Raw genomic sequence first — 22,879 nt, 5'->3', positions numbered from 1 at the left:
CGCGCCATGGCCGGCCGGCTCAGGAGCCGGCGAGCGGGCCAATGTCCTCCGTGGGGGTGACGACCCAGCGCAGGACGGCGGTCGCGGTAAACCGAGTGTGGCGGCCGTCGGCGTGATCGCGGCCCGTGTGACGTGCGCACCAGTCCTGAGCGGCGACGTACTGCCGCTCCAGATCCAGCCCCTCCTCGGGTTCCGGTGACCGCTCGGCGCATGTGACGCACGCGGCGCGGACGGTTGGCGGACGGCGACTCTCGTCGGTGTCGATCGCCATCTCGACGTAGCGATGGGCGCTGCGCGTCACTCGCCGCCTCCGATGCGCACTGCTTCGCGCACGTCCTGCACCAGGGAGTGCCCGTGCGGGAGGACCAGCGGGCCGCCAGTGCGCTCATCCCAGGGGGGCGTGTCCCAGCGCGTTCCGTGCGAGGGCGGCAGGGCCAGCCACTCGCCCGCGCCCGCGCGCACCGTGGTCGCCGACACGCCGCCGAGCGCCGACGCGGTGCCCGGTTGCACCAACAGGGTGGCGGAGTCGGGGCCCACAAGGCACGGGACCCGCGTCCGCCGGTCGATCGAGACCATCGCCATCATGCCGATCGCCCGGGGCAGGGTGACCGCGTCGAAGCCGAGAGCGGGAGCGATCACCCCGACTCCCGGCTGGTCGAACTCCGCCTCGGGCAGCTCGTCGGCCCTGGTGGCCACGGTCCAGCGCGCGGGCGGATGCGCCCCGGGGGTGGGGCACTCCGGGGCCCCGCAGGTGCAGCCCAGGCGAGGGCGGTACCGATGCCCGGGCGCTACGGGCCACCCGAGGCGTCCGGTGTACGCGCGGGCGTATGTGAGGGCGTCACAGGTGGCCGGTAGCAGCGCGTCCATGCTGTCTCCCATGGCGATCGTCCGGGTGTGGTGCTTCACATATGAAGCCTCGCGTGTCCGGCTCGACTCGACCCCCATGAATCCTGGGGGCTCTTCTCGGTGACGGCTAGCGCACCAGTTCCATGTTCCTGATCAGCGAGGACAGGACCGCCGCCTGGGAGGGCACACCGACGTGGGCGAGGTCGGCGACCAGTGCTCGTGCCATGGGGTCGGCGTACGTGTAGTAGGGCGCGCTCTGGCCGGCGGCCCGAAGCGTCAGCGTCGCTGCCGACAGCTTGCCCATCTTTCGGTACGCCCTGGCGCGGTCGATCTCGTAGTGCGTGCGCCGCTCCTTCGACGGCACCGTGCTGATGTCGGCTTCCGGGACGGCGGTCAGTCCGCGGTCCGGTTCCTCGACTTCGACGCCGACCTCGGCCGCGTGCACGGCGACCGTTCCCCGGCCGAAGACGGTCTGCGCGTCGATGTCGTGCCAGGTCGGACCGAGCCGGTCGGCGTCCGCCAGCGCTTCCTGGATGCGGGCCCAGGCGCCGTCGGGGCGCGATCCGCGAGCGTCGGCGATCGCGCTGCGCAGCATCAGCGCTCCGCGTAGGGACAGCACCGCGGGCTCGGGGTGGGCGCGGCTGGCGAGCGGTTCCAGGTCACGCAGGGCCGCCTCCGCGACAGCCAGCGTCTCGGGGATGGCGGCCTGGTGGAGCAGTGCGCCGCACCGGTCCCAGGCGACAGCGGCCTTCACGACCGGGTCGTCGAGGGCGGCGGCGGAGCCGGCGGCGACCTCGGCCGCCACCCACGCCAGATCGGGGTAGCCCAAGCTGTTGAGGCACATGCGGGCGGTGCGGGCGGCGTCGGTCATCAGCCGTAGCGCCTTCGCCCGGCTGGCACCCTTCTCCACGAGCAGCGCCGTGTTCAGGTCCTCGACCAGGGCCGGCAGGAGGCGGGCGACCGCCGGCAGGTCGGCGGCCTGTCGGCGAAGGTTCACCGCGATGGTGCGCTCGCGTAAGGACAGCGTGTCCGCGGGCACGGCCTGCGGGGCCAGGCCCGGATGCCCGGACAGGATGAGGCCCGAACGACGCAGACCCGAGCGCAGGGCGGGTACGTAGGCGTGCGCCTGCTCGGGGCTGTGGCGCAGCCGGTACGGCTGGCCGAGGAGCCAGACGATGTCGACGTCGGTGAGGTCGGCGATGGCGATGATCAGGCTGTACCGGTCGAGAGCGAGCCGACCAGCCTCGACGTCCTGCACCCAGTGCTCGGATCGGTCCAGGAAGTCACCCATCGCGGATTGGGTGAGGCCGGCGGCGAGGCGGGCGATACGTACGCGCGCGCCGATGTGGTCGGGGGAAGGCTGGGACGGCATGCTCGCGGCACCCTCCGTGTCGTGGTCGCACGTGAAACGGTACGCACCAACACCCCCTGGCCGACACTGGCGAGGGCCGTCGCGTTGACGCCGCACGCACTCCGGCGCGTGGACCCGCCGGACGCCCTCACCACCTCCAGCGCGCCGCCGACACCCAGCACGAGGGGCTCGACCTCTGTCCATCGGCACGGCCTGGCCAGCACCGCACCACGGGGCACCCCGGTCGCGTGAGTGACGGGACTCGAACCCGCGACATTCGGGGCGAGAAGCGGGCGACGGGGCGTACGGCCCGGCCGCTCCACCACGGGCACCCCGCACAAGGGCGGAGCCGACGGGAGCGGCCGGCGGACGCTAAAGCGCCCCCAGCGCCCCGTGGGCCAGGCGGCGCAGGAGGGCGGCGGTGGCGGCGCGGCCGGGGAGGGAGTGGGCCGAGCCCAGGTGCGGCGTGGAGTTGAGGAGGCCGAACACGGCGTGCACGGCGGCCCTGGCCTCGCCTTCCGAGGCGTCCGGGCGCAGCGCGCGGACGACGTCCACCCACAGCTCGACGTACTGGCGCTGGAGCTGGCGCACCAGCTTGCGGTCGCTCTCGCGGAGCTGGCCCAGTTCGCGGTCGTGCAGGGTGATCAGCGGGCGGTCGTCGAGGGCGAAGTCGATGTGACCGTCGATGAGCGAGTCGAGCACCGCCGCGGGCTCCGCCGCCGCCTCGGTCGCGGACCCCGCCGACCGGTTGGCCTGGGCCACGCGCTGCTTGCCGCCGGCGAGCAGTCGCTCGCTGATGCCGACGAGCAGTTCGGCGAGCATCGCGTCCTTGCCCGCGAAGTGGCGGTAGAGGCCGGGGCCGCTGATGCCGACCGCGGCGCCTATCTCGTCCACCCCCACACCGTGGAAGCCGCGCTCGGCGAAGAGCCGGGCGGCCTCGGCGAGGATCTGCTCCCGCCGGGTGGGGGCGGGGGCCTGCGTGGTCAGGGCTGGTTCGCTCACCCTTCCATTCTAGACAGCGACGTTAGTGGCCGTTAACCTGAGAGTCACAGTTAACGCTCATTAACCACGGCTCACACTCACGAGCAAGGGAGCTCGACGGCATGGGGCAGGCACCAGTGCTGGCCAGCAGCGTCGATCCGACGTCTGACGCCTGGCGGACCAACGAGGCGGCGCACCGGGAGCTGGCGGCGCGGCTGCGCGAGAAGCTCGCGGCGGCGCGGCTGGGCGGCGGCGAGCGCGCCCGCGCGCGGCACACGGCGCGCGGCAAGCTGCTGCCACGCGACCGGGTGGACACGCTGCTGGACCCGGGCTCGCCCTTCCTTGAGCTGGCGCCGCTCGCGGCGGACGGGATGTACGACGGGGCGGCGCCGGCCGCCGGCGTCATCGCGGGCGTGGGCCGGGTCGCGGGCCGCGAGGTGGTGGTGGTCGCCAACGACGCCACCGTCAAGGGCGGCACGTACTACCCGATGACGGTCAAGAAGCACCTGCGGGCGCAGGAGGTGGCCCTGGAGAACCGGCTGCCGTGCCTGTACCTGGTGGACTCCGGCGGCGCGTTCCTGCCGATGCAGGACGAGGTCTTCCCCGACCGCGACCACTTCGGGCGGATCTTCTACAACCAGGCCCGGATGTCCAGCGCGGGCATCCCGCAGATCGCGGCGGTGCTCGGATCCTGCACGGCCGGCGGCGCGTACGTGCCGGCCATGAGCGACGAGGCGGTCATCGTCCGCGGCCAGGGCACGATCTTCCTGGGCGGCCCGCCGCTGGTGAAGGCGGCCACGGGCGAGGTCGTCACGGCGGAGGAGCTGGGCGGCGGCGAGACGCACTCCAGGACCTCCGGGGTCACCGACCACCTCGCCGAGGACGACGCGCACGCCCTGCGCATCGTGCGCTCCATCGTCTCCACGCTGCCCGAGCGCGGCCCGCTGCCCTGGTCGGTGGAGCCGGTCCGGGAGCCGGTGGTGGACCCCGCGGGGTTGTACGGGGCGGTGCCGACGGACTCGCGCACGCCCTACGACGTGCGCGAGGTGATCGCGCGGACGGTGGACGGCTCGGAGTTCCAGGAGTTCAAGGCCGAGTTCGGCACGACGCTGGTGACCGGCTTCGCGCGCGTCCACGGCCACCCGGTCGGCATCATCGCCAACAACGGCATCCTCTTCTCCGAGTCCGCCCAGAAGGGCGCCCACTTCATCGAGCTGTGCGACCAGCGCGGCATCCCGCTGGTCTTCCTGCAGAACATCTCCGGCTTCATGGTCGGCAAGCAGTACGAGGCGGGCGGCATCGCCAAGCACGGCGCCAAGATGGTGATGGCCGTGGCCTGCGCCCGGGTGCCGAAGCTGACGGTGGTCATCGGCGGCTCCTACGGCGCGGGCAACTACTCGATGTGCGGCCGGGCCTACGGGCCGCGCTTCCTGTGGATGTGGCCCAACGCCAAGATCTCGGTGATGGGCGGCGAGCAGGCCGCCTCGGTCCTCGCGACGGTCAAGCGGGACCAGTTGGAGGCGCGCGGCGAGCAGTGGAGCCAGGAGGACGAGGAGTCCTTCCGCGCCCCGGTCCGCGCCCAGTACGAGGCGCAGGGCAACGCGTACTACGCCACAGCGCGGCTGTGGGACGACGGGGTCATCGACCCGCTGGAGACCCGCACCGTGCTCGGCCTGGCCCTGACCGCCTGCGCCAACGCGCCGCTGCCCGGCACCCCCGGCTTCGCGAGCGCGGACGCGGCCACCGGCTACGGCGTCTTCCGGATGTGAGGGGCGCACCATGACGCGTACGGACCCCACGGCGGACCCCAGCACGGGCGGCGCCCCCGGCCCGGCCGGCACCGACCCGGCGGCGGGCGGGCCGGCGGCGCCCACGACGGCTCCGGCGCCCGCGACGGCGCCGGCCCAGGCGAGCACTCAGACGACACAGCGGGCCGCCGGTCAGGTGGCGGCCCAGGCGAGCCCCGGCCGCGCGGCCGGGCGGGAGGCGGAGCGGGTGACAGCGGCGATGTTCGACACGGTGCTGGTCGCGAACCGAGGCGAGATCGCGGTCCGGGTCATCCGTACCCTGCGCGAACTCGGGGTGCGGTCGGTGGCCGTCTACAGCGACGCGGACGCGGACGCCCGGCACGTGCGCGAGGCGGACACGGCCGTGCGCATCGGCCCGGCGGCGGCGGCCGAGAGCTACCTGTCCATCGAGCGGCTGTTGGAGGCCGCGGCGCGCAGCGGCGCCCAGGCGGTGCACCCGGGGTACGGGTTCCTGGCCGAGAACGCCGCGTTCGCGCGGGCGTGCGCCGACGCGGGGCTGGTCTTCATCGGCCCGCCGGCCGACGCGATCGAGCTGATGGGCGACAAGATCCGGGCCAAGGAGACGGTGCGGGCGGCGGGCGTGCCGGTCGTGCCGGGCTCGTCGGGCAGCGGCCTCAGCGACGAGCAACTCATCGAGGCGGCCCGGCAGATCGGCACCCCGGTGCTGCTCAAGCCCTCGGCGGGCGGCGGCGGCAAGGGCATGCGCCTGGTACGGGACGAGGCACTGCTGGCCGACGAGATCGCGGCGGCCCGTCGCGAGGCGCGCGGCTCCTTCGGTGACGACACGCTCCTGGTGGAGCGCTGGGTGGACCAGCCCCGGCACATCGAGATCCAGATCCTGGCCGACGGGCACGGCAACGTCATCCACCTCGGCGAGCGCGAGTGCTCGCTCCAGCGCCGTCACCAGAAGATCATCGAGGAGGCGCCGAGCCCGTTCCTCGACGAGGCCACCCGGTCCGCGATGGGCCAGGCCGCGGTGCAGGCCGCGCGCTCGTGCGGGTACACCGGGGCGGGCACGGTCGAGTTCATCGTGCCGGGCGACACCCGGTCGGGCGGCGGGGAAGGTCAGGGCCCCGGCGACTACTTCTTCATGGAGATGAACACCCGGCTCCAGGTCGAGCACCCGGTCACCGAGCTGGTCACCGGCCTGGACCTGGTCGAGTGGCAGCTCCGCGTCGCGGCCGGCGAGCCCCTGCCGTTCTCGCAGCGGTACATCACGCTGACCGGACACGCGGTGGAGGCCCGCATCTGCGCCGAGACCGTGCGCGCCACGGCCGACGGCGAGCGGGTGGACTTCCTCCCCTCGGCCGGCACGGTGGCGGCCCTCGGCGAGCCCACCGGCGAGGGCGTGCGGGTCGACTCCGGGCTCTCGGCCGGCAGCGAGGTCGGCACGGCGTACGACCCGATGCTGGCCAAGATCATCGCGTACGGCCCGGACCGCGCCACCGCGCTACGGCGGCTGCGGGCGGCGCTCGCCGAGACGACCATCCTCGGCCTGGACACCAACACCGGTTTCCTGCGCCGGCTGCTGGCCCACCCCGACGTGGTCGCCGGCGCGCTGGACACGGGCCTGGTGGACCGCGAGGCGGCCGCCCTGACGCCGGCGTCGATACCGCCGGAGGTGTACGGGGCGGCGGCGCTGCTGCGGCAGGCGGCCCTGGAGCCGGCGGCGGAGCCGGGCGCGTGGACCGACCCGTTCTCGGTGCCCACCGGCTGGCGGCTGGGCGGGCGCGAGGCGCCGACGGCGCACCCGCTGCGCGTGCCGGGCCACGACCCGGTGACCGTGCGGGTGCGCGGCCGGGCGCACGACGCCGAGGTCACGGTGGGCGACGCGGAGCCGGTCGCGGCCCGGCTGCTCCCGACGGGCGCGACCACCGGTGAGCTGCCCGGCGCGTCCCGGGTGCTCGTGGAGTGGGCGGGCGTGACGTACGCGTTCACGCACGCCGCCGAGGCCGGCGCGGCCGGCTCCTGGCTGGCCCGCGAGGGTGACGCCTGGCGGGTCGCCGACCACGACCCGGTGGAGGCCGCGCTGCGCGGCGGCGTCGCGGGCGCCGGGGCCGGCGCCCTGACCGCGCCGATGCCGGGCACCGTCACCGTGGTCAAGGCCGCCGTCGGCGACCAGGTGAGCGCCGGGCAGGGGCTGCTGGTGGTGGAGGCGATGAAGATGGAGCACGTCATCGCCGCCGCCCACGACGGCACGGTCACCGAGTTGGACGTGACGCCGGGCAGCACGGTCGCCATGGACCAGGTGCTGGCCGTGGTCACCCCGCACGAGGCGGCCGAGGCCGAGTCGACCGGGCCGGGCGCCGCCGCCCCCGCGAAGAGCTGAGGAGGGCACGCGATGATCGACGGACTGCCGATGGGCGTCCCCGCCGCGGGGCTGCCGCGGCGGGTGCGCATCCACGAGGTGGGCGCGCGCGACGGGCTGCAGAACGAGAAGGCGATCGTGCCGGTCGAGGTCAAGGCGGAGTTCGTCCGCCGCCTGGCCGCCGCCGGCCTGACCACCGTCGAGGCCACCAGCTTCGTGCACCCCAAGTGGGTGCCCCAACTGGCCGACGCCGAGCGGTTGATGCCGCTGCTGGCCGGGCTCGGCGACCCGCCCGAGACCGGCGGCGCGGGCCTGCGGCTGCCGGTGCTGGTGCCCAACGAGCGCGGCCTCGACCGCGCGCTGGCGCTCGGCGTGCGGGAGGTCGCCGTCTTCGGCAGCGCCACCGAGTCGTTCGCCAGAGCCAACCTGAACCGCACCGTGGACGAGGCGCTGGCCATGTTCGCGCCGGTGGTCGCCAAGGCGGCGGACGCCGGGGTGCACGTGCGCGGCTACCTGTCCATGTGCTTCGGCGACCCCTGGGAGGGCCCGGTGCCCATCGCGCGGGTCGCGGACGTCAGCCGCCGCCTGCTCGACCTGGGCTGCGACGAACTGAGCCTCGGCGACACCATCGGGGTGGCCACGCCCGGGCACGTCACGGCGCTGCTGACGGCGCTGAACGAGGCCGGCGTGCCGACCGAGCGGATCGGCGTGCACTTCCACGACACGTACGGCCAGGCCCTGGCCAACACCCTCGCCGCGCTCCAGCACGGCGTCACCACCGTCGACGCCTCCGCGGGCGGGCTCGGCGGCTGCCCCTACGCCAAGAGCGCCACCGGCAACCTCGCCACCGAAGACCTCGTGTGGATGTTGCACGGCCTCGGCATCGAGACCGGGGTCGACCTCGGCCAACTCACCGACACCAGCGTGTGGATGGCCGACCAGTTGGGCCGCCCGAGCCCCTCCCGCACCGTTCGTGCCCTCTCCCACAAGGAGTCGTAGCCATGTCCCTCGACCACCGCCTGTCCGCCGAGCACGAGGAGCTGCGCAAGACCGTCGAGGCGTTCGCGCACGACGTCGTCGCACCCAAGATCGGCGAGTACTGGGAGAACCACCAGTTCCCGTACGAGATCATCCGCGAGATGGGCCGCATGGGCCTGTTCGGGCTGCCCTACCCCGAGGAGTACGGCGGCATGGGCGGCGACTTCCTCGCCCTGTGCCTGGCCATCGAGGAGCTGGCCCGGGTCGACTCCTCCGTAGCGGTCACGCTGGAGGCCGGCGTCTCGCTCGGCTCCATGCCGATCTTCCGCTTCGGCACCGAGGAGCAGAAGCGCGCCTGGCTGCCCGACCTGTGCTCGGGCGCCGCGCTCGGCGCCTTCGGGCTGACCGAGCCGGGCGGCGGCTCGGACGCGGGCGGCACCCGCACCACGGCCCGCCTTGACGAGGAGAGCGGCGAGTGGGTGATCAACGGCACCAAGTGCTTCATCACCAACTCCGGCACCGACATCACCTCGCTGATCACCGTCACCGCCGTCACCGGCCACAAGCCCGACGGCCGCCCGCTGATCTCCTCGATCATCGTCCCGGCCGGCACCCCCGGCCTCACCGTTGCCGCCCCGTACTCCAAGGTCGGCTGGAACGCCTCGGACACCCGCGAGCTGTCCTTCGACGACTGCCGGGTGCCGGCCGCCAACCTGCTCGGCGAGCGGGGGCGCGGGTACGCGCAGTTCCTGCGCATCCTGGACGAGGGCCGCATCGCCATCTCCGCGCTGGCCACCGGCCTCGCGCAGGGCTGCGTGGACGAGTCGGTGTCGTACGCCAAGACCCGCGAGGCGTTCGGCAAGCCGATCGGCGCCAACCAGGCCATCCAGTTCAAGCTCGCCGACATGGAGATGCGCGCCCACACGGCCCGCGTCGCCTGGCGGGACGCGGCCTCGCGGATGGCGCAGGGCGAGCCGTTCAAGAAGGAGGCGTCGCTGGCCAAGCTGTACAGCTGCGACGTGGCGGTCACCAACGCGCGCGAGGCCACCCAGGTGCACGGCGGGTACGGCTTCATGAACGAGTACCCGGTGGCCCGCATGTGGCGCGACTCCAAGATCCTGGAGATCGGCGAGGGCACCAGCGAGGTCCAGCGCATGCTGATCGCCCGCGAACTCGGCCTGGAGGACTGACCGGCCTCCCACACCGAGACCACCACCCGGCGGCCCGCCGACCACCGGCGGGCCGCATGGAAGAATCCGGGCCATGGCGGAGATCACCCAAAAGGACGGCACCTGGACCTTCGACGGGGAGGCCGTACGGATCGTGCCGGGTCGGGACAAGAGCGTCGGCCTGGCCCGAGTGGCCCTCGGCGAACTGGTGGTGCCCCTGACGGCGCTGAGCGGGATCGCCTTCGAGGCGGGGCGCAGGTCCGGACGGCTGCGACTGCGGCTGCGCGAGGGCTCGGACCCGCTGCTGCAGGCCGTCGGCGGGCAACTGCCGGACGCCGCCGACCCGTACCAGCTCTCGGTGGAGGCGGACCGCTCGGGCGTCGCCGAGTACTTCGTGGACGAGGTGCGCAACGCCCTGCTGCTCGAACAGGTGCCCAGCACGCCGTGCGACCGCTACCTGCTGCCGGGCCCGGCGGTCCCGCTGTCGGCCTCGGCGGGCGACGCCACGGCCTCCTTCGACGGCGAGACCATCCGCCTGGAGTGGAACTGGAAGACGGAGGAGTCCAAGAAGTCCGCCGGCACCCAGGTGTTCTCCGTCGCCGACGTGGACGCCGTGGAGTGGCTGTGGCCGGGCGGCCTGGAGAACGGCTACCTGCGCTTCGTCATCGCCAGGGTCCCCACCAAGGCGCCGCCGAAGTACGACCCGCGCGCGGTGGAGATCTACGGCTTCAAGAAGGACCCGCTGATGGCGCTGGTCGCGGCGGCGGTGACCGCCCGCATGCCGCACCCGGCCGCGACCGCCCCGGCCGCCCTCGCGCCCCCGGCCCAGCCGGCGACCGCTATCCCGGCCCCCGACGCCGCCGCGCTGCCGGGCCCCGCCACGCCGGCCGCCGCCGGTGACGGCAGCGGCAACGGCGGCGGCGGCAACGGCGGCGGCAACGATCATGACGCGCTGCTGCGCCGGCTGCGCGAGCTGGGCGAGCTGCACCGGGACGGGATACTCACCGACGAGGAGTTCAGCACGGCGAAGCAGGCCCTCCTGCGCCACTTCTAGACCCTCCCGGGCCCGCTCCCGCACCAGTTCCGCGCACCCGTCGCACACTTTCGCCCCTCCCCTGCCCGATATCGGGCAGATTTCTTGCGAAACCGGCCGTTGCCGCGCAGTATCAACGGGTGCTCGATCGCCGTAACCGAAGTACCGACGCCAGCCCGACCACCCACGACGACCTCGTTGACCACCTCGTGCGCAGCTCACCGCTGGGCCGTGGCGAGGCGGCCCGGGTGGTGCTCGACGTGCTGGCGTACTTCGACGAGAGCGCGGAGGAGTTCGTCCGCCGCCGCCACCGCGAACTGCAGTCGGCCGGCCTGAGGAACCCGGACATCTTCGAGCGCATCGGGGCCGAACTGCCGCACCGCGCGGTGGCCCCGCCCGAGCTGTCCGCGCGCCAGCTCCGCCGCATCGTCTACGGCTGAGCGACCGACGCCGCGCCACGGCGCGACCCGAGCACCCCCCGCCCCGCGCACCGCGGGGCACCCGGCGCCCGCACACCGGCGGAGCGCCGACCCGAGCACCACAGCACCGCGAACGACACGGAGAGCGGGACCGCGACCCCACGCGACCCGCCTCACCCCGGTCGCCGGCGACGGACAACGGCCGGCGGGGCAGCGCCGACACCGGCGCCACTGCCACCCCGCCCGACCCACGGCCGGCGGCCACGTACGGCACCCTCACCAGACGGAAGGAACCGCCCATGTGCGGCATCGTCGGATATATCGGCAAGCGCGACGTGGCACCCCTGCTCCTTGAGGGGCTCCAGCGCCTTGAGTACCGCGGCTACGACTCCGCGGGCATCGCCATCCACGCCGGCGGCAAGGCCACCGGTCTGAAGATGGTCAAGGCCAAGGGCCGCGTCCGCGACCTGGAGGCGAGGGTCCCCGCCCGCTTCAAGGGCTCCACCGGCATCGCCCACACCCGCTGGGCCACGCACGGCGCCCCCTCCGACGAGAACGCCCACCCGCACATGTCGGGCGACGACAAGGTCGCCGTCGTCCACAACGGCATCATCGACAACGCTTCCGAGCTGCGCGCCAAACTGAGCGCCGACGGCGTCGAGTTCCTCTCCGAGACGGACACCGAGGTCCTCACCCACCTCGTCGCCCGGGCCCAGGCCGACACCCTGGAGGAGAAGGTCCGCGAGGCCCTGCGCCACGTCGAGGGCACGTACGGCATCGCCGTCCTGCACGCCGACTTCGACGACCGCATCGTCGTGGCCCGCAACGGCTCCCCCGTCGTCCTCGGCATCGGCGAGAAGGAGATGTTCGTCGCCTCGGACGTCGCCGCGCTCGTCTCGCACACCCGCCAGGTCGTCACCCTCGACGACGGCGAGATGGCCACCATCAAGGCCGACGACTACCGCACGTACACGACCGAGGGCTCGCGCACGACGGCCTCGCCGACCACCGTGGAGTGGGAGGCCGAGTCGTACGACATGGGCGGCCACGACACGTACATGCACAAGGAGATCTTCGAGCAGCCCGACGCGGTGGACCGCGTCCTGCGCGGCCGCATCGACGACCGCTTCTCCACCGTGCACCTCGGCGGCCTGAACCTCGACGCGCACGACGCCCGCAAGGTGCGCCGCGTCAAGATCCTCGGCTGCGGCACCTCGTACCACGCGGGCATGATCGGCGCCCAGATGATCGAGGAGCTGGCCCGCATCCCCGCCGACGCCGAGCCGGCGTCCGAGTTCCGCTACCGCAACCCCGTCGTGGACCCCGACACCCTCTACATCGCGGTCTCCCAGTCCGGCGAGACCTACGACGTGCTGGCCGCCGTCCAGGAGCTGAAGCGCAAGGGCGCCCGCGTCCTCGGCGTCGTGAACGTCGTCGGCTCCGCGATCGCCCGCGAGGCCGACGCGGGCGTGTACGTCCACGCGGGCCCGGAGGTCTGCGTCGTCTCCACCAAGTGCTTCACCAACACCACGGTCGCCTTCGGCCTGCTCGCCCTGCACCTGGGCCGCATCCGCGACCTGTCGGTCTCCGACGGCAAGCGGATCATCGAGGGGCTGCGCAGGCTCCCCGGCCAGATCTCGGAGATCCTCAAGCAGGAGGACGAGATCAAGAAGATCGCGAAGGAGTACGCACAGGCCCACTCGATGCTCTTCATCGGACGCGTACGCGGCTACCCCGTCGCCCGCGAGGCCTCCCTCAAGCTCAAGGAGGTCTCGTACATCCACGCCGAGGCGTACCCGGCCTCCGAGCTCAAGCACGGCCCGCTCGCGCTCGTCGAGCCCGCGCTCCCCACGGTCGCGATCGTCCCCGACGACGACCTCCTGGAGAAGAACCGCGCCGCCCTGGAGGAGATCAAGGCCCGCAGCGGCAAGATCCTCGCCGTCGCGCACCAGGAGCAGGAGAAGGCCGACCAGACGATCGTCGTCCCGAAGAACGAGGACGAGCTGGACCCGATCCTCATGGGCATCCCGCTCCAACTGCTCGCCTACCACACGGCGTTGGCGCTCGGCCGGGACATCGACAAGCCGCGCAACCTCGCCAAGTCCGTGACGGTGGAGTAGCCACTCCCGCGGCCGGCGCTGGAGGAGGGTGGCTTCCCGCGCGTGCCACCACGCGCGCGGGAAGCCACCCTCCGGTGCCGACGCCGCCCACGCGCCGGCAGGCAGCCGCCCCGGCCGGGACCGTCACTCCCGAACGGGCGGCACGCCGCTCCCCCGCGTGTGGGGGGTGTACCCGTCACCGACGCGCGATCCACCTCCGCGTCGCGGCCAACTCACGCGCCGTCAGGGGGTCTGCCGGGCAGGCCTGTTGAGGCCCGGAGGAATCACCCGAAGGAGTGGGCCGCCAAAGCGTCGAGCGCCGACCACACCCGTCCGCGCCGCCCGTCGTCGCGACCGCAACCGTTCACGCCCGCGCGAACCGCCCCGCCCCGCACCTCGCCCCCGCGCCCCGAACCGCCGCTGCCGCGCCCCCGCCGCCGGGCGCCGGGACCCCGGTCGCGGCCCCGCCCGACGGCCTGCGGGCGGACCGCCGGGCGGGCCGGAAAGACGGCGTGCGAGCACCTTGCGGCGGGGAACCACGCGAGGCCACGCCAGGAACCACGCGGCCCGCGCGGGTGTCCGGAATCCGGCCCACGACCCGCCCCGCGACACCGCCGCCGGGCGGCCCGGGCACTACGGGATCTACGGATCTACGGGATGACAACGCGCTACGGGATGACGACGACCGGGCGCTGCGCGCGGCGCGCGAGCCGCCCGGCGACGGAGCCGAAGATGCGCCCCACCAGGCCGTGCGTGGAGCCCACGACGATGGCGTCGGCCGCGTACTCCCGACCGACCTCCTCCAGCTCGTGGCAGATGTCGCCGCCGCGCTCGACGAGGATCCACGGCACCTCGGAGAGGTGGTCAGCGCAGGCCAGTTCGAGGCCGAGGACCTCGGTGCGGTGGTCGGGGACGTCCACGAAGACGGGGGGCTCACAGCCCGCCCAGACGGTCGTGGGCAGGCGGTTGGCGACGTGCACGATGATCAGCCCGGAGCCGGAGCGGCGGGCCATGCCGATCGCGTAGGCGAGCGCGCGCTCGCTGGAGGTGGAGCCGTCGAAGCCGACCACCACGCCGTGCTGGAACGCCGGGTCGCAGGGATGGCGCGTCTCTTCCGCCGCTTCGGGGTGCGCCGTCGAGTCGGCGACCCGCTTGCGGTCCGCGGGTTCGGGGATTTCGTAACCGGCCATCTGTTGTCTCGGCGAAGAAAGTCCTGTTGCGGAGGGGTTCTGCGGGGGGCTACTTGCGAGGAAAGGCGGATTGTGGGAACGGACCGGCGGGCCCGGAGGGAAATCGTCCGGGATTCACCTTTCCAAGCCCACACCCCCAAGGGTACGGCGCCGCTCGCCCCCTGCCCAGGGACCACCTCGGGAGGGGCCGGCCGAGGCGAGCTTCATCGGAGCATGCCGGAGGGCCGCGCAGAGCGCAATGCCCCAAGTGGCCCCCCGGCGTACGCCGTGCAGTGACCCGACGGCAAACAAGACGTTGTAGTACCCGCTAGCCGCCCCCGGAGGGACTTCCGCCCCAGGAGGGAAGATTTCGTGCCCCAACTCAGCGAGTACACCCCCACCGCCCCCTCCGCCGCACCCCTCGACGCGCTACGCCGCGCAACTGGGGCATCGCGTTCCGCCTCCGCCACCCCCGCGCTCCCGACCGCCCCCCGCGCACGCCACCACGCCAACCGGCCCACCCGCCACACCAGCCGCCCCCTCCCCCACGACGCACTCCACCCCCACCGCGCCCCGGGCCCCCGAAGCCCGCACGAACACCGCGCGACCCGCCCGCGCCGGGGCCGTCGCGGGGCCGGGGGCGACGCGCGCGCGGCTGTTCGTCGCGCCTCGGGTCGCCACCACGGGCCCGCGCTCCGCGCCGCGCGTCACCCCGCGCGCGCCGGGCCTCGCGCCGACCGGGCTCGCGTGCCGGGGAGCGCACCCCGCGCGGGGCGCCGCACGGCCGGCTTCCGCCGCCACGGGCGACCGGGGCGGCTGGGGCGTCTTCGGCTGGGCACTGGTGCCGGTCGCCCTCCTGCTGTGCGGGGCCTCGTTCGGCGGCGCGGCGGGCATCGCGCTCGGGCTCGCCGCGGTCACCGCGACCTGCCGTGCGCTGCTGCGACGGGGCGAGCGGCGGGCGGCCGCGGTTGACCGATGAGCGTCGGCGCGGGGGGTGCCGTGGAAGGGTCCGTACGGCACCCGCTGGGCCTGTTGTTGACGCCCCGTCCGAAGCGCATACGCCCGTCGACTGACGCGATCGTACGTTTGCGGCCAACTGTTTTCGGCCAACTTCGGAACAAGTTGTCCCTGTTGCCGAAGACCCCGCCAAACCCGCGTCTGACCAGCTAGGAAAGGGGTGTTGGGGGTCCGTACTCCCTACGGGGAGTGGGCATCGGCGAAAGGCGCACTTCCCTACAGGCGCTCCGAGTGCAACGCTTCGTGATCGAATGCTTTACGCCAAGTTGTCATGTCGACTTACGGGCGAGTGGTGAACTGGTCACGGTGACCACACGCGACACAGTAGATTCGATCTTGGCCATGACCGGCGGGGGAACCGTTCAGGACCGAGGGGAAACGTGCAGGACCGAGAGGACGCGACCACCCAGGGGGGCTTAGTTCCATGAGCCAGGACTCCACAACCGTACCGGAGGCCGCCCGAAAGCTCTCCGGACGCCGCCGCCGGGAGATCGTCGCAGTGCTGCTCTTCAGCGGCGGCCCCATCTTCGAGAGCTCCATACCGCTCTCCGTCTTCGGCATCGACCGGCAGGACGCCGGCGTCCCCCGCTACCGATTGCTGGTGTGCGCGGGCGAAGACGTACCGCTTCGCACCACGGGCGGGCTCGAACTGACCGCGCCGTACGGCTTGGAGGCCCTCTCGCGGGCGGGCACCGTCGTCGTACCGGCATGGCGGTCGATCACCCAGTCGCCACCCGCCGCCGCGCTCGACGCACTGCGCCGCGCGCACGAGGAGGGCGCTCGCATCGTCGGGCTGTGCACGGGTGCCTTCGTACTCGCGGCGGCCGGGCTGCTCGACGGGAGGCCGGCGACGACGCACTGGATGTACGCGCCGACGCTCGCCAAGCGCTATCCGTCGGTCCACGTGGACCCGCGGGAGCTGTTCGTCGACGACGGGGACGTACTGACGTCGGCGGGCACCGCCGCCGGCATCGACCTGTGCCTGCACGTCGTACGCACCGACCACGGCGCGGACGCGGCCGGGGCGCTGGCCCGCCGGCTCGTCGTACCGCCGCGCCGCTCGGGCGGCCAGGAGCGCTACCTGGACCGGTCGCTGCCGGAGGAGATCGGCGCCGACCCGCTGGCCGAGGTCGTGGCCTGGGCGCTGGAACACCTCCACGAGCAGTTCGATGTCGAAGCGCTCGCGGCCCGCGCCTACATGAGCCGACGGACCTTCGACCGGCGGTTCCGCTCGCTCACTGGGAGCGCTCCACTCCAGTGGCTGATCACCCAGCGGGTGCTCCAGGCCCAACGGCTCCTGGAGACCTCCGACTACTCCGTGGACGAGGTCGCCGGGCGCTGTGGGTTCCGCTCCCCGGTGGCGCTGCGCGGGCACTTCCGGCGGCAGCTCGGCTCGTCGCCGGCGGCGTACCGGGCGGCGTACCGGGCCCGCAGGCCACAGGGCGGACCCGGCGACCGACCGGAGCGGCACGAGCGGGCCGAGCGGCCGGACCTGATCGAACAGCGCTCCGGCGAGGCGGTGCCGGTCCGGCGCGCGTCCATGGCCACGGCGGGCGCGCACGGCGGCCCCACCGGCGCCACGGCGCTCGCGCACGGCGGCATGAACCACGGCGGCGTGAGCCACGGCGGGCCGGCGCACGGTGACCGGGACCCCGGCAAGCCCGACTCGGACGCCTACGCGCCGCGGCTACCCGAACAGTCGAGCCGCGCACCCGGCCGCGCCAGCCTGCCCGGCCAGCGGGAACGCCCCGTAGGGTGACGGCATGAACGATCGCATGGTGTGGATCGACTGCGAGATGACCGGCCTCTCGCTGTCCGACGACGCGCTCATTGAGGTGGCCGCGCTGGTCACCGATTCCGAACTGAACATCATCGGCGACGGTGTGGACATCGTGATCCGTCCACCCGCCGAGGCGCTGACCACCATGCCGGACGTGGTGCGCGAGATGCACACCGCGTCCGGGCTGCTCGACGAGCTGGACGGCGGCACCACGCTCGCCGACGCCGAGCAGCAGGTCCTGGCCTACGTGAAGGCCCACGTGGCGGAGCCCGGCAAGGCTCCGCTGTGTGGGAACTCGGTGAGCACGGACCGGGGCTTCCTGCTGCGCGACATGCCCACGCTGGAAGGCCACCTGCACTACCGGATCGTGGACGTGTCCTCGATCAAGGAGCTGGCCCGCCGCTGGTACCCGCGGGCGTACTTCAACAGCCCCGAGAAGAACGGCAACCACCGGGCCCTCGCCGACATCAGGGAGAGCATCGCGGAGTTGCGGTACTACCGCGAGGCGGTCTTCGTGCCCCAGCCGGGCCCGGACTCGGACACGGCGAAGGCGATCGCGAGCAAGCACGTCCTGCCCGCGCGGCAAGCGTGAGGCGGCTCGCTCCCGGCTCTCCACAGGCCGGGAGCGAGCACCCCTTCGGACCCTGTACACTTTTTCTCGGCCGGCAAGGAAAGCGCCGGTCATGGTGGGTATAGCTCAGATGGTAGAGCACCTGGTTGTGGTCCAGGATGTCGCGGGTTCGAGTCCCGTTACTCACCCTGAACGATCGGAAGCCCCCGGTCCGCGCAAGCGGCCGGGGGCTTCGTCGTGTCTCGCGTGCCTTGTTTGAATTCCTCGTTGGGTTCCTCGTTGGGCACCGCAGGTCTCGTCGGGCCTCGTACGATCCCGTCGGGTCGCCCCGGGTACGTGGTGCTCGCGCGGTACGGGTCGGGGTGCCGTGTCAGTCGGTGGGGGCGGGCCAGTGGTCCATGTCACCGCCCCGCCACTCGATCTGGTCGGGGTTGTCCAGCGTCAGGTCGTCCGGGTCCTCGATGCCGGCCCGGCGCAGGAACTCGGCGACGTCCCCCCGGCCGTGGGCCAGGCCGACGATGACGCCGCGGATCGTGACGCGGCGCCCACCCGACGCGGTGGGCGGGTGGACGATCACGGGCGGGTGCTCAGCCATGCCTCCAGCGTGCGCCCGGGGGCGCGCGGTCGCACATCGGGCCCCGGTTCGCGTTCCGCGTCCGGGCCGGGGGGGTTCGGCGGCGGGGCGGGTGGGCTGCTGGGGCGGGGGGACTTCCGCGGCGGGCGGGCTCGGTCAGGAGGAGTCGCGGGGGACGAGTTCGGCGGGCAGCACCAGGTGGGGGCGGGCGCCCGGGACCGTGGCCCGGGTCTCGCGGGTCGCCATCTGCTCCAGCAGGACCCGTACCATCGCGCGCCCCATCTCCTCCGTGGCCTGCCGGACACTGGTCAGCGGCGGGTCCATGTGGCGGGCCACGGGCGAGTCGTCGTAGCCGACCAGGGCGACGTCGTCGGGCACCTTGCGGCCGTGCTGGCGCAGCACGCGGCGGGCGCCGGCGGCCATGACGTCGGAGGCCGCGAAGACCGCGTCCAGGTCGGGGCGGCGGGCCAGCAGCGCGGCCATCGCCCGCCGGCCGCCCTCCTCGGTGAAGTCGGCCCGCTCGACGAGGTCGGGGTCCCGGGGCAGGTCGGCGGCGTCCAGCGCCTCACGGTAGCCGTCGAGGCGGCACTGGGCCGTGTACATGTCGAGCGATCCGGTGATGGTGGCGATCGTCCGCCGGCCCCGCTCGGCGAGGTGGATCACCGCCGACCGCGCGCCGCCGAGGTTGTCCGAGTCGACGTGGGCGACGGTCTCGCGGGCCGAGCGCCGGCCGCCGAGCACGGCCGGTATGTCGATCCGCTCCAGCACGTCGGGCAGCGGGTCGGCCGCGTGCGCCGAGATCATCAGGACGCCGTCCGCGCGGTGCGCGGCCAGGTAGTCGGCCAGCCGCTGGCGCTCCTTGGCGGTACGGACGAGGGTGAGCAGCAGTTGCAGGTCGGTGTCGGCGAGTTCGCAGGCCACTCCGCGGATGATGTCCGAGAAGTACGGCTCGGCGAACAGTCTGGTCTCCGGCTCGGGGATGACCAGCGCGACGGCGTCGGCCCGGTTGGCGGCCAGCGCGCGGGCCGCGCGGTTGGGCACGTACCCCAGGTCGGCGATGGCCTGCTCGACCGCGGCCCGGGTCCGGTCGCTGACCCGGGGCGAGCCGTTGATCACCCGGGAGGCCGTACCGCGACCCACGCCCGCGCGTGCGGCGACCTCCTCCAGGGTGGGCCTGCCCCGCCCGGCACCGCGCCGCCTGGCCGCCGCCATCCCCGTCTCCCCCCTCATGCGTCGGACCCCTCCGCCGTGCCGACGATCGCTGGACATTCAACAACAGCCAGATGTCGGCGGCCGCGCCCCACATCGCCCCACGCGGCCCTGATCTGCGCCAATGCTTCAACTCCTCACAGCAAGGGGCCGCTTGGACGCTGGAGTGTGTTCACAAGCCACCACCACGCCCCATTCGTCCGCTCCTGCTCAGCGGTCCCACCCGTACGCGAGTTCTCCCCTCTTCGCGGCCGGTCACGCGCGACGTAACCGGGCAGTAACGTGTCCGCTCCACTCGTCACCGGCCCGGGGCGCACGCGGGCGCACAACCGGGCGCCACCCGAGGGCCCCGGCGGGCTGACCGACGGCTGGCGGCCCGCCGGGCCAGCGGCCGGGCGGGGTGCGGGAGTTGAGCGAGCCTGGGGCGCGCGGGCTGGGCCGGGAGGAGGCCGGCGCGGCTGGCGGCGCGTCCCCGCGCGTGGGCGGGGCGTGGGGAGGGGAAACGTCCGCCCCGCGACCCGACCGGTGGAGCGGGCCTGGGGTGCGGGGCGGGGTAGCCAGAGTCGGTGCCGGCGGTCAGGGTTGGTGGGGGCCGGCGAAGGCGTCCAGGGACTCGGGGAGGGTCTGGCCGCCGTCGACGGTGAGCGTCTGGCCGGTGACGAAGGCGGCTTCGTCGGAGGCGAGGAAGAGGACGGCGTGGGCGATGTCGACGGTCTCGCCGAGCCGGCCGAGGGGGATGGACTCCGTCATCTGGCGCAGGTAGTCCGGCCCGAGCCCGGCCAGGCCGTCGGTGCGGACGTTGCCCGGCAGGACGGCGTTGACGGTGATGCGGTGCGGCGCGAGTTCGAGGGCGGCGGAGCGTACGAACCCCAGTTGGCCAGCCTTGCTGGCGCCGTAGTGGGACCACCCGGCGTACCCGGTCGTGGGGCCGGTGATGGAGGAGGTCACGACGATCCGGCCACGGCCGGCCCGCTCCATGGCGGGCAGGCAGGCGCGTACGGACAGGATGGAGCCGCGCAGGTTGACCTCCAGGACCTCGTCCACGTCGTCGGCCGTCATCTCGCGCAGCGGACGCTCGGGGAAGATCCCGGCGTTGGCGCACAGCACGTCCACGCCGCCGTGCCGCCGCTCGGCCTCGGCCGCCATGTGCTCGATCTGTTCCGGCTGCCGCATGTCCACCGCCACGCCCGCGACCCGCCCGCCGGTCCGTTGGGCGAGGTCGTCGGCCACGGTACGGGCGGTCTCCGCGTCCCGGCCCGTGAGGAGGACGGCGGCGCCCTGGCGGGCGAAGAGTTCGGCGATGCCGAGCCCGATGCCACGGGTGCCTCCGGTCACGATGACGGACCGGTCCTTCCACTGCGTGAACGTCATCGCCCCGCGCCTTTCGCCGTTCTCGATCCGCCTCCGGGCAACTCCCGGCCGCCGCCCCGGCCACGTTACGCACATCGCCCCGCACGTCGCGGCCGGAACGACGAGGACCAGCCACCTCGGGGAGCGCCAACGGTGGGGTGCCCGCGCGTGGCCGACCGTGCGTCAGGCCCCCGCGCGGTGCCGGGGCATCCTGACCCGGACCACGATCAGCGGGGCCGAGGCGAGCGGGACGAGGCCGGAGACCGTGAACACGGTGGTGACGCCGCCCATGCCGAACAGCACGCCACCGGCCGCGGCCCCGCCGGCGGCGGGCGGGCGTGCCTGTACGGAGGGCCGCTGGCTAGTCGAAGGCGGCGGGGGGCGGGGCCGGGGACGCCGTGGCGTCCGCGTCGGAGACCGGGCGCGCGCCGCCGGTGAAGTCGGCCAGGGCGCGGCCGTGTTCGACCCGCCCGGGGTGCGGGTCACCGGCCGCGCGGCGGGTCAGCTCCGCCACGGGCAACCCGCCGTCGCCGGCCAGCAGGACCGCGTTGCCGAAGCGCCGCCCGCGCAGCACGGCGGGGTCGGCGGTCAGACAGGCCTCGGCGAACACGGCGCGGGCGGTGGCCACCTGGGCCCGGAGGTGGGCGAGCGGCGCGCCGTCGGCGATGTTGGCCGCGTACCACCCGCCCGGGCGCAGCGCGCGGCGCGCCTCGGCGAGGAACTCGACGCTGGTCAGGTGCGCGGGGGTGCGGGCGCCGCTGAAGACGTCCGCGATGATCAGGTCGGCCCAGCCGTCGGGCACCCTGCCGAGCCCCGCGCGGGCGTCACCCCCGCGCACCCGGATGCGCCAGCCGCCCTCCAGCGGCAGTTCGCGGCGGACGAACTCCACCAGCGGGCCGTCCACCTCCACCACCTGCTGCGTGGAGCGAGGCCTGGACGCGGCGACGTAGCGGGCCAGGGTGAAGGCGCCGCCGCCGAGGTGGAGGGCGTGGATCGGCCGCCCCGGGGGCGCTACCAGGTCGGCCACGTGGCCCAGCCGGCGCTGGTAGGAGAAGTCGAGGTAGCCGGGGTCGTCGAGGTCGACGTGGGACTGCGGGGCGCCGTCGATCAACAGGGTGCGCCCGCGCGGCCGGTCCCGGTCCGGCACCAGTTCGGCCCGGCCGCCGTCCACCCGCGCACTGACCGGCTCTCCGGCGCGGGCGCGCCCGCGCGTGCGCCCACCGCGCACCCGGCCCGTGGCCACGTCCGCCGCACTCGCCGTGTCCGCTCCGTCCGCCGCACCCGCCGTGTCCGCTGTGTTCGCCGCGCCGTCGCCGCGCTTACCGACCCGCTCGTCCGTGGCCGGGCGGGCGCGGTCCGCGCGCCCGCCCCGTACCGCGTTGCCCTGCCGTCCGCGCTTGCCTCGTGCCATCCGACCAGTATCGATCACCTCTGACCGGGGCGGTCGGGCCGGCCGGCGGGGGCCCGCGCGGCGGGCCCACGCGTCAGTGGCTGCGGTCGATGACCTCGATCACCCGGGCGGCCTCGCCGAGCGCGGCGCGGAGCACGGCGGGGTCGGTGGCGTCGCGGTACGCCTCCGCGGGCGGCACCAGCCAGCCGGCGCCCGGCACCGGGGGCGCGGCGTCCCTGTCGCCCGCCTCCCGCGCGCCGTACGGGGCCGTGGCCCGGGCCGCGCGCGCGCCGGAGCGCGGGCCCCGGCCGTGCGCCCGCGTACACGCGCTGCCCGGTACGTCCCACCCCGCGGCCGTGCCGGGGGGGACGACGAAGCCGAGGGTGTGGCACGCGTCGTCGTGCAGGACCGGCCCGATGCCGCTCGACGCGCGCAGCCGTAGCAGGTCCACGACCTCGAAGCCCTGCCGCGCGGGCACCGTGACCACGTCGCAGGCGCCGCTCTCCGACTCGGCCGAGGCCCTCGGCGGCGCGACGTGCTCCGGGTGCCCGGGGTGGGGCGGGGGGACGGTGTCGGCGGCGCGGGGCGTGCGGTCGGCGCGCTCGCGCGTGTGCGTCGCGCCGGCGGGCTCGGTCGCCTCGACGGGGCGGCTGGCCTCGTGCGTGACGGGGCCGTCGGGCGCGGGGCTCAGGTCGCGGACCTCGCAGTCCTCGGACACGTCACCGACCGGTGCGGCGGCGTAGCGGTCGGCTCCCGGGTGTGACCGGGCGCCCGGCAGCGACGCGCTGCGCTCCTCGCTGGGGCGGTGGCGGAACTGTGCGGGCATC

General features: G+C 74.2%; 20 protein-coding genes and 1 tRNA gene. 11 read left to right on the top strand and 10 right to left on the bottom strand.

Annotated features, from left to right (window positions below):
• Positions 1–19 precede the first annotated feature (19 nt).
• The 4 genes from OYE22_RS22600 to OYE22_RS22585 form a co-directional block, all read right to left on the bottom strand.
• Positions 20–301 (bottom strand): hypothetical protein, encoded by a 282-nt coding sequence (locus OYE22_RS22600; RefSeq protein WP_277322093.1) that lies wholly within the window; start codon positions 299–301, stop codon positions 20–22.
• The gene (locus OYE22_RS22595; protein ID WP_277322092.1) at positions 298–906 is read right to left on the bottom strand and encodes a hypothetical protein; all 609 of its coding nucleotides are present in this window, start codon (positions 904–906) and stop codon (positions 298–300) included. The genes OYE22_RS22600 and OYE22_RS22595 overlap by 4 nt, the downstream gene beginning before the upstream one ends.
• Before the next feature lie 67 nt (positions 907–973).
• On the bottom strand, positions 974–2,218 hold the full coding sequence (locus OYE22_RS22590) for a helix-turn-helix transcriptional regulator (protein WP_277322091.1): 1,245 nt from the start codon (positions 2,216–2,218) through the stop codon (positions 974–976).
• Positions 2,219–2,569: 351 nt separating this feature from the next.
• Entirely contained in the window at positions 2,570–3,184 is a 615-nt protein-coding gene (locus tag OYE22_RS22585) for a TetR/AcrR family transcriptional regulator (protein WP_277324277.1), read from the bottom strand.
• Between the two features lie 116 nt (positions 3,185–3,300).
• Between OYE22_RS22585 and OYE22_RS22580 the strand changes: the two genes are divergently transcribed.
• The 7 genes from OYE22_RS22580 (at position 3,301) to glmS (ending at position 13,013) form a co-directional block, all read left to right on the top strand.
• Entirely contained in the window at positions 3,301–4,947 is a 1,647-nt protein-coding gene (locus tag OYE22_RS22580; RefSeq protein WP_277322090.1) for a carboxyl transferase domain-containing protein, read from the top strand.
• Positions 4,948–5,185: 238 nt separating this feature from the next.
• Entirely contained in the window at positions 5,186–7,315 is a 2,130-nt protein-coding gene (locus OYE22_RS22575) for a biotin carboxylase N-terminal domain-containing protein (RefSeq protein WP_277324275.1), read from the top strand.
• A gap of 12 nt (positions 7,316–7,327) precedes the next feature.
• Positions 7,328–8,293 carry a hydroxymethylglutaryl-CoA lyase gene (locus OYE22_RS22570; RefSeq protein WP_277322089.1) on the top strand — a complete coding sequence of 322 codons (966 nt, stop codon included), beginning with the start codon at positions 7,328–7,330 and terminating at the stop codon, positions 8,291–8,293.
• Between the two features lie 2 nt (positions 8,294–8,295).
• Complete coding sequence (locus tag OYE22_RS22565; RefSeq protein WP_277322088.1) at positions 8,296–9,462, top strand: acyl-CoA dehydrogenase family protein; 1,167 nt, start codon at positions 8,296–8,298, stop codon at positions 9,460–9,462.
• 73 nt (positions 9,463–9,535) lie between these two features.
• A complete protein-coding gene (locus OYE22_RS22560; protein WP_277322087.1) occupies positions 9,536–10,495 on the top strand; it encodes a DUF4429 domain-containing protein in 960 nt (319 codons plus the stop codon).
• A gap of 119 nt (positions 10,496–10,614) precedes the next feature.
• A complete protein-coding gene (locus tag OYE22_RS22555) occupies positions 10,615–10,914 on the top strand; it encodes a hypothetical protein (protein WP_277322086.1) in 300 nt (99 codons plus the stop codon).
• A gap of 278 nt (positions 10,915–11,192) precedes the next feature.
• Positions 11,193–13,013, top strand: a complete 1,821-nt coding sequence (glmS, locus tag OYE22_RS22550; RefSeq protein WP_277322085.1) for a glutamine--fructose-6-phosphate transaminase (isomerizing) — start codon at positions 11,193–11,195, stop codon at positions 13,011–13,013.
• Between the two features lie 647 nt (positions 13,014–13,660).
• Here the strand turns inward: glmS and OYE22_RS22545 are convergent.
• The gene (locus OYE22_RS22545) at positions 13,661–14,182 is read right to left on the bottom strand and encodes a universal stress protein (protein WP_277322084.1); all 522 of its coding nucleotides are present in this window, start codon (positions 14,180–14,182) and stop codon (positions 13,661–13,663) included.
• 820 nt (positions 14,183–15,002) lie between these two features.
• On the opposite strand from OYE22_RS22545, the gene OYE22_RS22540 reads away from it, so the two are divergent.
• The 4 genes from OYE22_RS22540 (at position 15,003) to OYE22_RS22525 (ending at position 17,717) form a co-directional block, all read left to right on the top strand.
• Positions 15,003–15,140, top strand: a complete 138-nt coding sequence (locus OYE22_RS22540) for a hypothetical protein (protein ID WP_277322083.1) — start codon at positions 15,003–15,005, stop codon at positions 15,138–15,140.
• A 462-nt stretch (positions 15,141–15,602) separates the two neighbouring features.
• Positions 15,603–16,937, top strand: a complete 1,335-nt coding sequence (locus OYE22_RS22535; protein ID WP_277322082.1) for a helix-turn-helix domain-containing protein — start codon at positions 15,603–15,605, stop codon at positions 16,935–16,937.
• Between the two features lie 4 nt (positions 16,938–16,941).
• Positions 16,942–17,550 (top strand): oligoribonuclease, encoded by a 609-nt coding sequence (gene orn, locus OYE22_RS22530; protein WP_277322081.1) that lies wholly within the window; start codon positions 16,942–16,944, stop codon positions 17,548–17,550.
• Between the two features lie 94 nt (positions 17,551–17,644).
• Positions 17,645–17,717: transfer RNA gene (locus OYE22_RS22525), tRNA-His, on the top strand.
• A gap of 182 nt (positions 17,718–17,899) precedes the next feature.
• Here OYE22_RS22525 and OYE22_RS22520 read toward each other — a convergent pair.
• The 5 genes from OYE22_RS22520 to OYE22_RS22500 form a co-directional block, all read right to left on the bottom strand.
• Positions 17,900–18,124: a hypothetical protein gene (locus OYE22_RS22520; protein ID WP_187059959.1), complete on the bottom strand. Its 225-nt coding sequence runs from the start codon at positions 18,122–18,124 to the stop codon at positions 17,900–17,902.
• A gap of 135 nt (positions 18,125–18,259) precedes the next feature.
• The gene (locus OYE22_RS22515; protein ID WP_277324274.1) at positions 18,260–19,315 is read right to left on the bottom strand and encodes a LacI family DNA-binding transcriptional regulator; all 1,056 of its coding nucleotides are present in this window, start codon (positions 19,313–19,315) and stop codon (positions 18,260–18,262) included.
• 573 nt (positions 19,316–19,888) lie between these two features.
• The gene (fabG, locus tag OYE22_RS22510) at positions 19,889–20,683 is read right to left on the bottom strand and encodes a 3-oxoacyl-ACP reductase FabG (protein WP_277322080.1); all 795 of its coding nucleotides are present in this window, start codon (positions 20,681–20,683) and stop codon (positions 19,889–19,891) included.
• A 340-nt stretch (positions 20,684–21,023) separates the two neighbouring features.
• Positions 21,024–22,073: a fused MFS/spermidine synthase gene (locus tag OYE22_RS22505; protein WP_277322079.1), complete on the bottom strand. Its 1,050-nt coding sequence runs from the start codon at positions 22,071–22,073 to the stop codon at positions 21,024–21,026.
• A gap of 73 nt (positions 22,074–22,146) precedes the next feature.
• Positions 22,147–22,539 carry a hypothetical protein gene (locus OYE22_RS22500; protein ID WP_277324273.1) on the bottom strand — a complete coding sequence of 131 codons (393 nt, stop codon included), beginning with the start codon at positions 22,537–22,539 and terminating at the stop codon, positions 22,147–22,149.
• Positions 22,540–22,879 lie beyond the last annotated feature (340 nt).

Source organism: Streptomyces sp. 71268 (assembly GCF_029392895.1).
Lineage (GTDB): Bacteria > Actinomycetota > Actinomycetes > Streptomycetales > Streptomycetaceae > Streptomyces.
Note: the sequence above shows the minus strand (reverse complement) of the source record. Positions and strands in the feature narration are given on the sequence as shown.

Bases quoted from the DNA above. Each gene is read 5' to 3' on its own strand.
- OYE22_RS22590 (WP_277322091.1), bottom strand. From the start codon at position 2,218: ATGCCGTCCCAGCCTTCCCCCGACCACATCGGCGCGCGCGTACGTATC.
- OYE22_RS22580 (WP_277322090.1), top strand. From the start codon at position 3,301: ATGGGGCAGGCACCAGTGCTGGCCAGCAGCGTCGATCCGACGTCTGAC.
- OYE22_RS22575 (WP_277324275.1), top strand. From the start codon at position 5,186: ATGTTCGACACGGTGCTGGTCGCGAACCGAGGCGAGATCGCGGTCCGG.
- OYE22_RS22570 (WP_277322089.1), top strand. From the start codon at position 7,328: ATGATCGACGGACTGCCGATGGGCGTCCCCGCCGCGGGGCTGCCGCGG.
- OYE22_RS22565 (WP_277322088.1), top strand. From the start codon at position 8,296: ATGTCCCTCGACCACCGCCTGTCCGCCGAGCACGAGGAGCTGCGCAAG.
- OYE22_RS22560 (WP_277322087.1), top strand. From the start codon at position 9,536: ATGGCGGAGATCACCCAAAAGGACGGCACCTGGACCTTCGACGGGGAG.
- glmS (WP_277322085.1), top strand. From the start codon at position 11,193: ATGTGCGGCATCGTCGGATATATCGGCAAGCGCGACGTGGCACCCCTG.
- OYE22_RS22545 (WP_277322084.1), bottom strand. From the start codon at position 14,182: ATGGCCGGTTACGAAATCCCCGAACCCGCGGACCGCAAGCGGGTCGCC.
- OYE22_RS22535 (WP_277322082.1), top strand. From the start codon at position 15,603: ATGAGCCAGGACTCCACAACCGTACCGGAGGCCGCCCGAAAGCTCTCC.
- orn (WP_277322081.1), top strand. From the start codon at position 16,942: ATGAACGATCGCATGGTGTGGATCGACTGCGAGATGACCGGCCTCTCG.
- OYE22_RS22520 (WP_187059959.1), bottom strand. From the start codon at position 18,124: ATGGCTGAGCACCCGCCCGTGATCGTCCACCCGCCCACCGCGTCGGGT.
- OYE22_RS22515 (WP_277324274.1), bottom strand. From the start codon at position 19,315: ATGGCGGCGGCCAGGCGGCGCGGTGCCGGGCGGGGCAGGCCCACCCTG.
- fabG (WP_277322080.1), bottom strand. From the start codon at position 20,683: ATGACGTTCACGCAGTGGAAGGACCGGTCCGTCATCGTGACCGGAGGC.
- OYE22_RS22505 (WP_277322079.1), bottom strand. From the start codon at position 22,073: ATGGCACGAGGCAAGCGCGGACGGCAGGGCAACGCGGTACGGGGCGGG.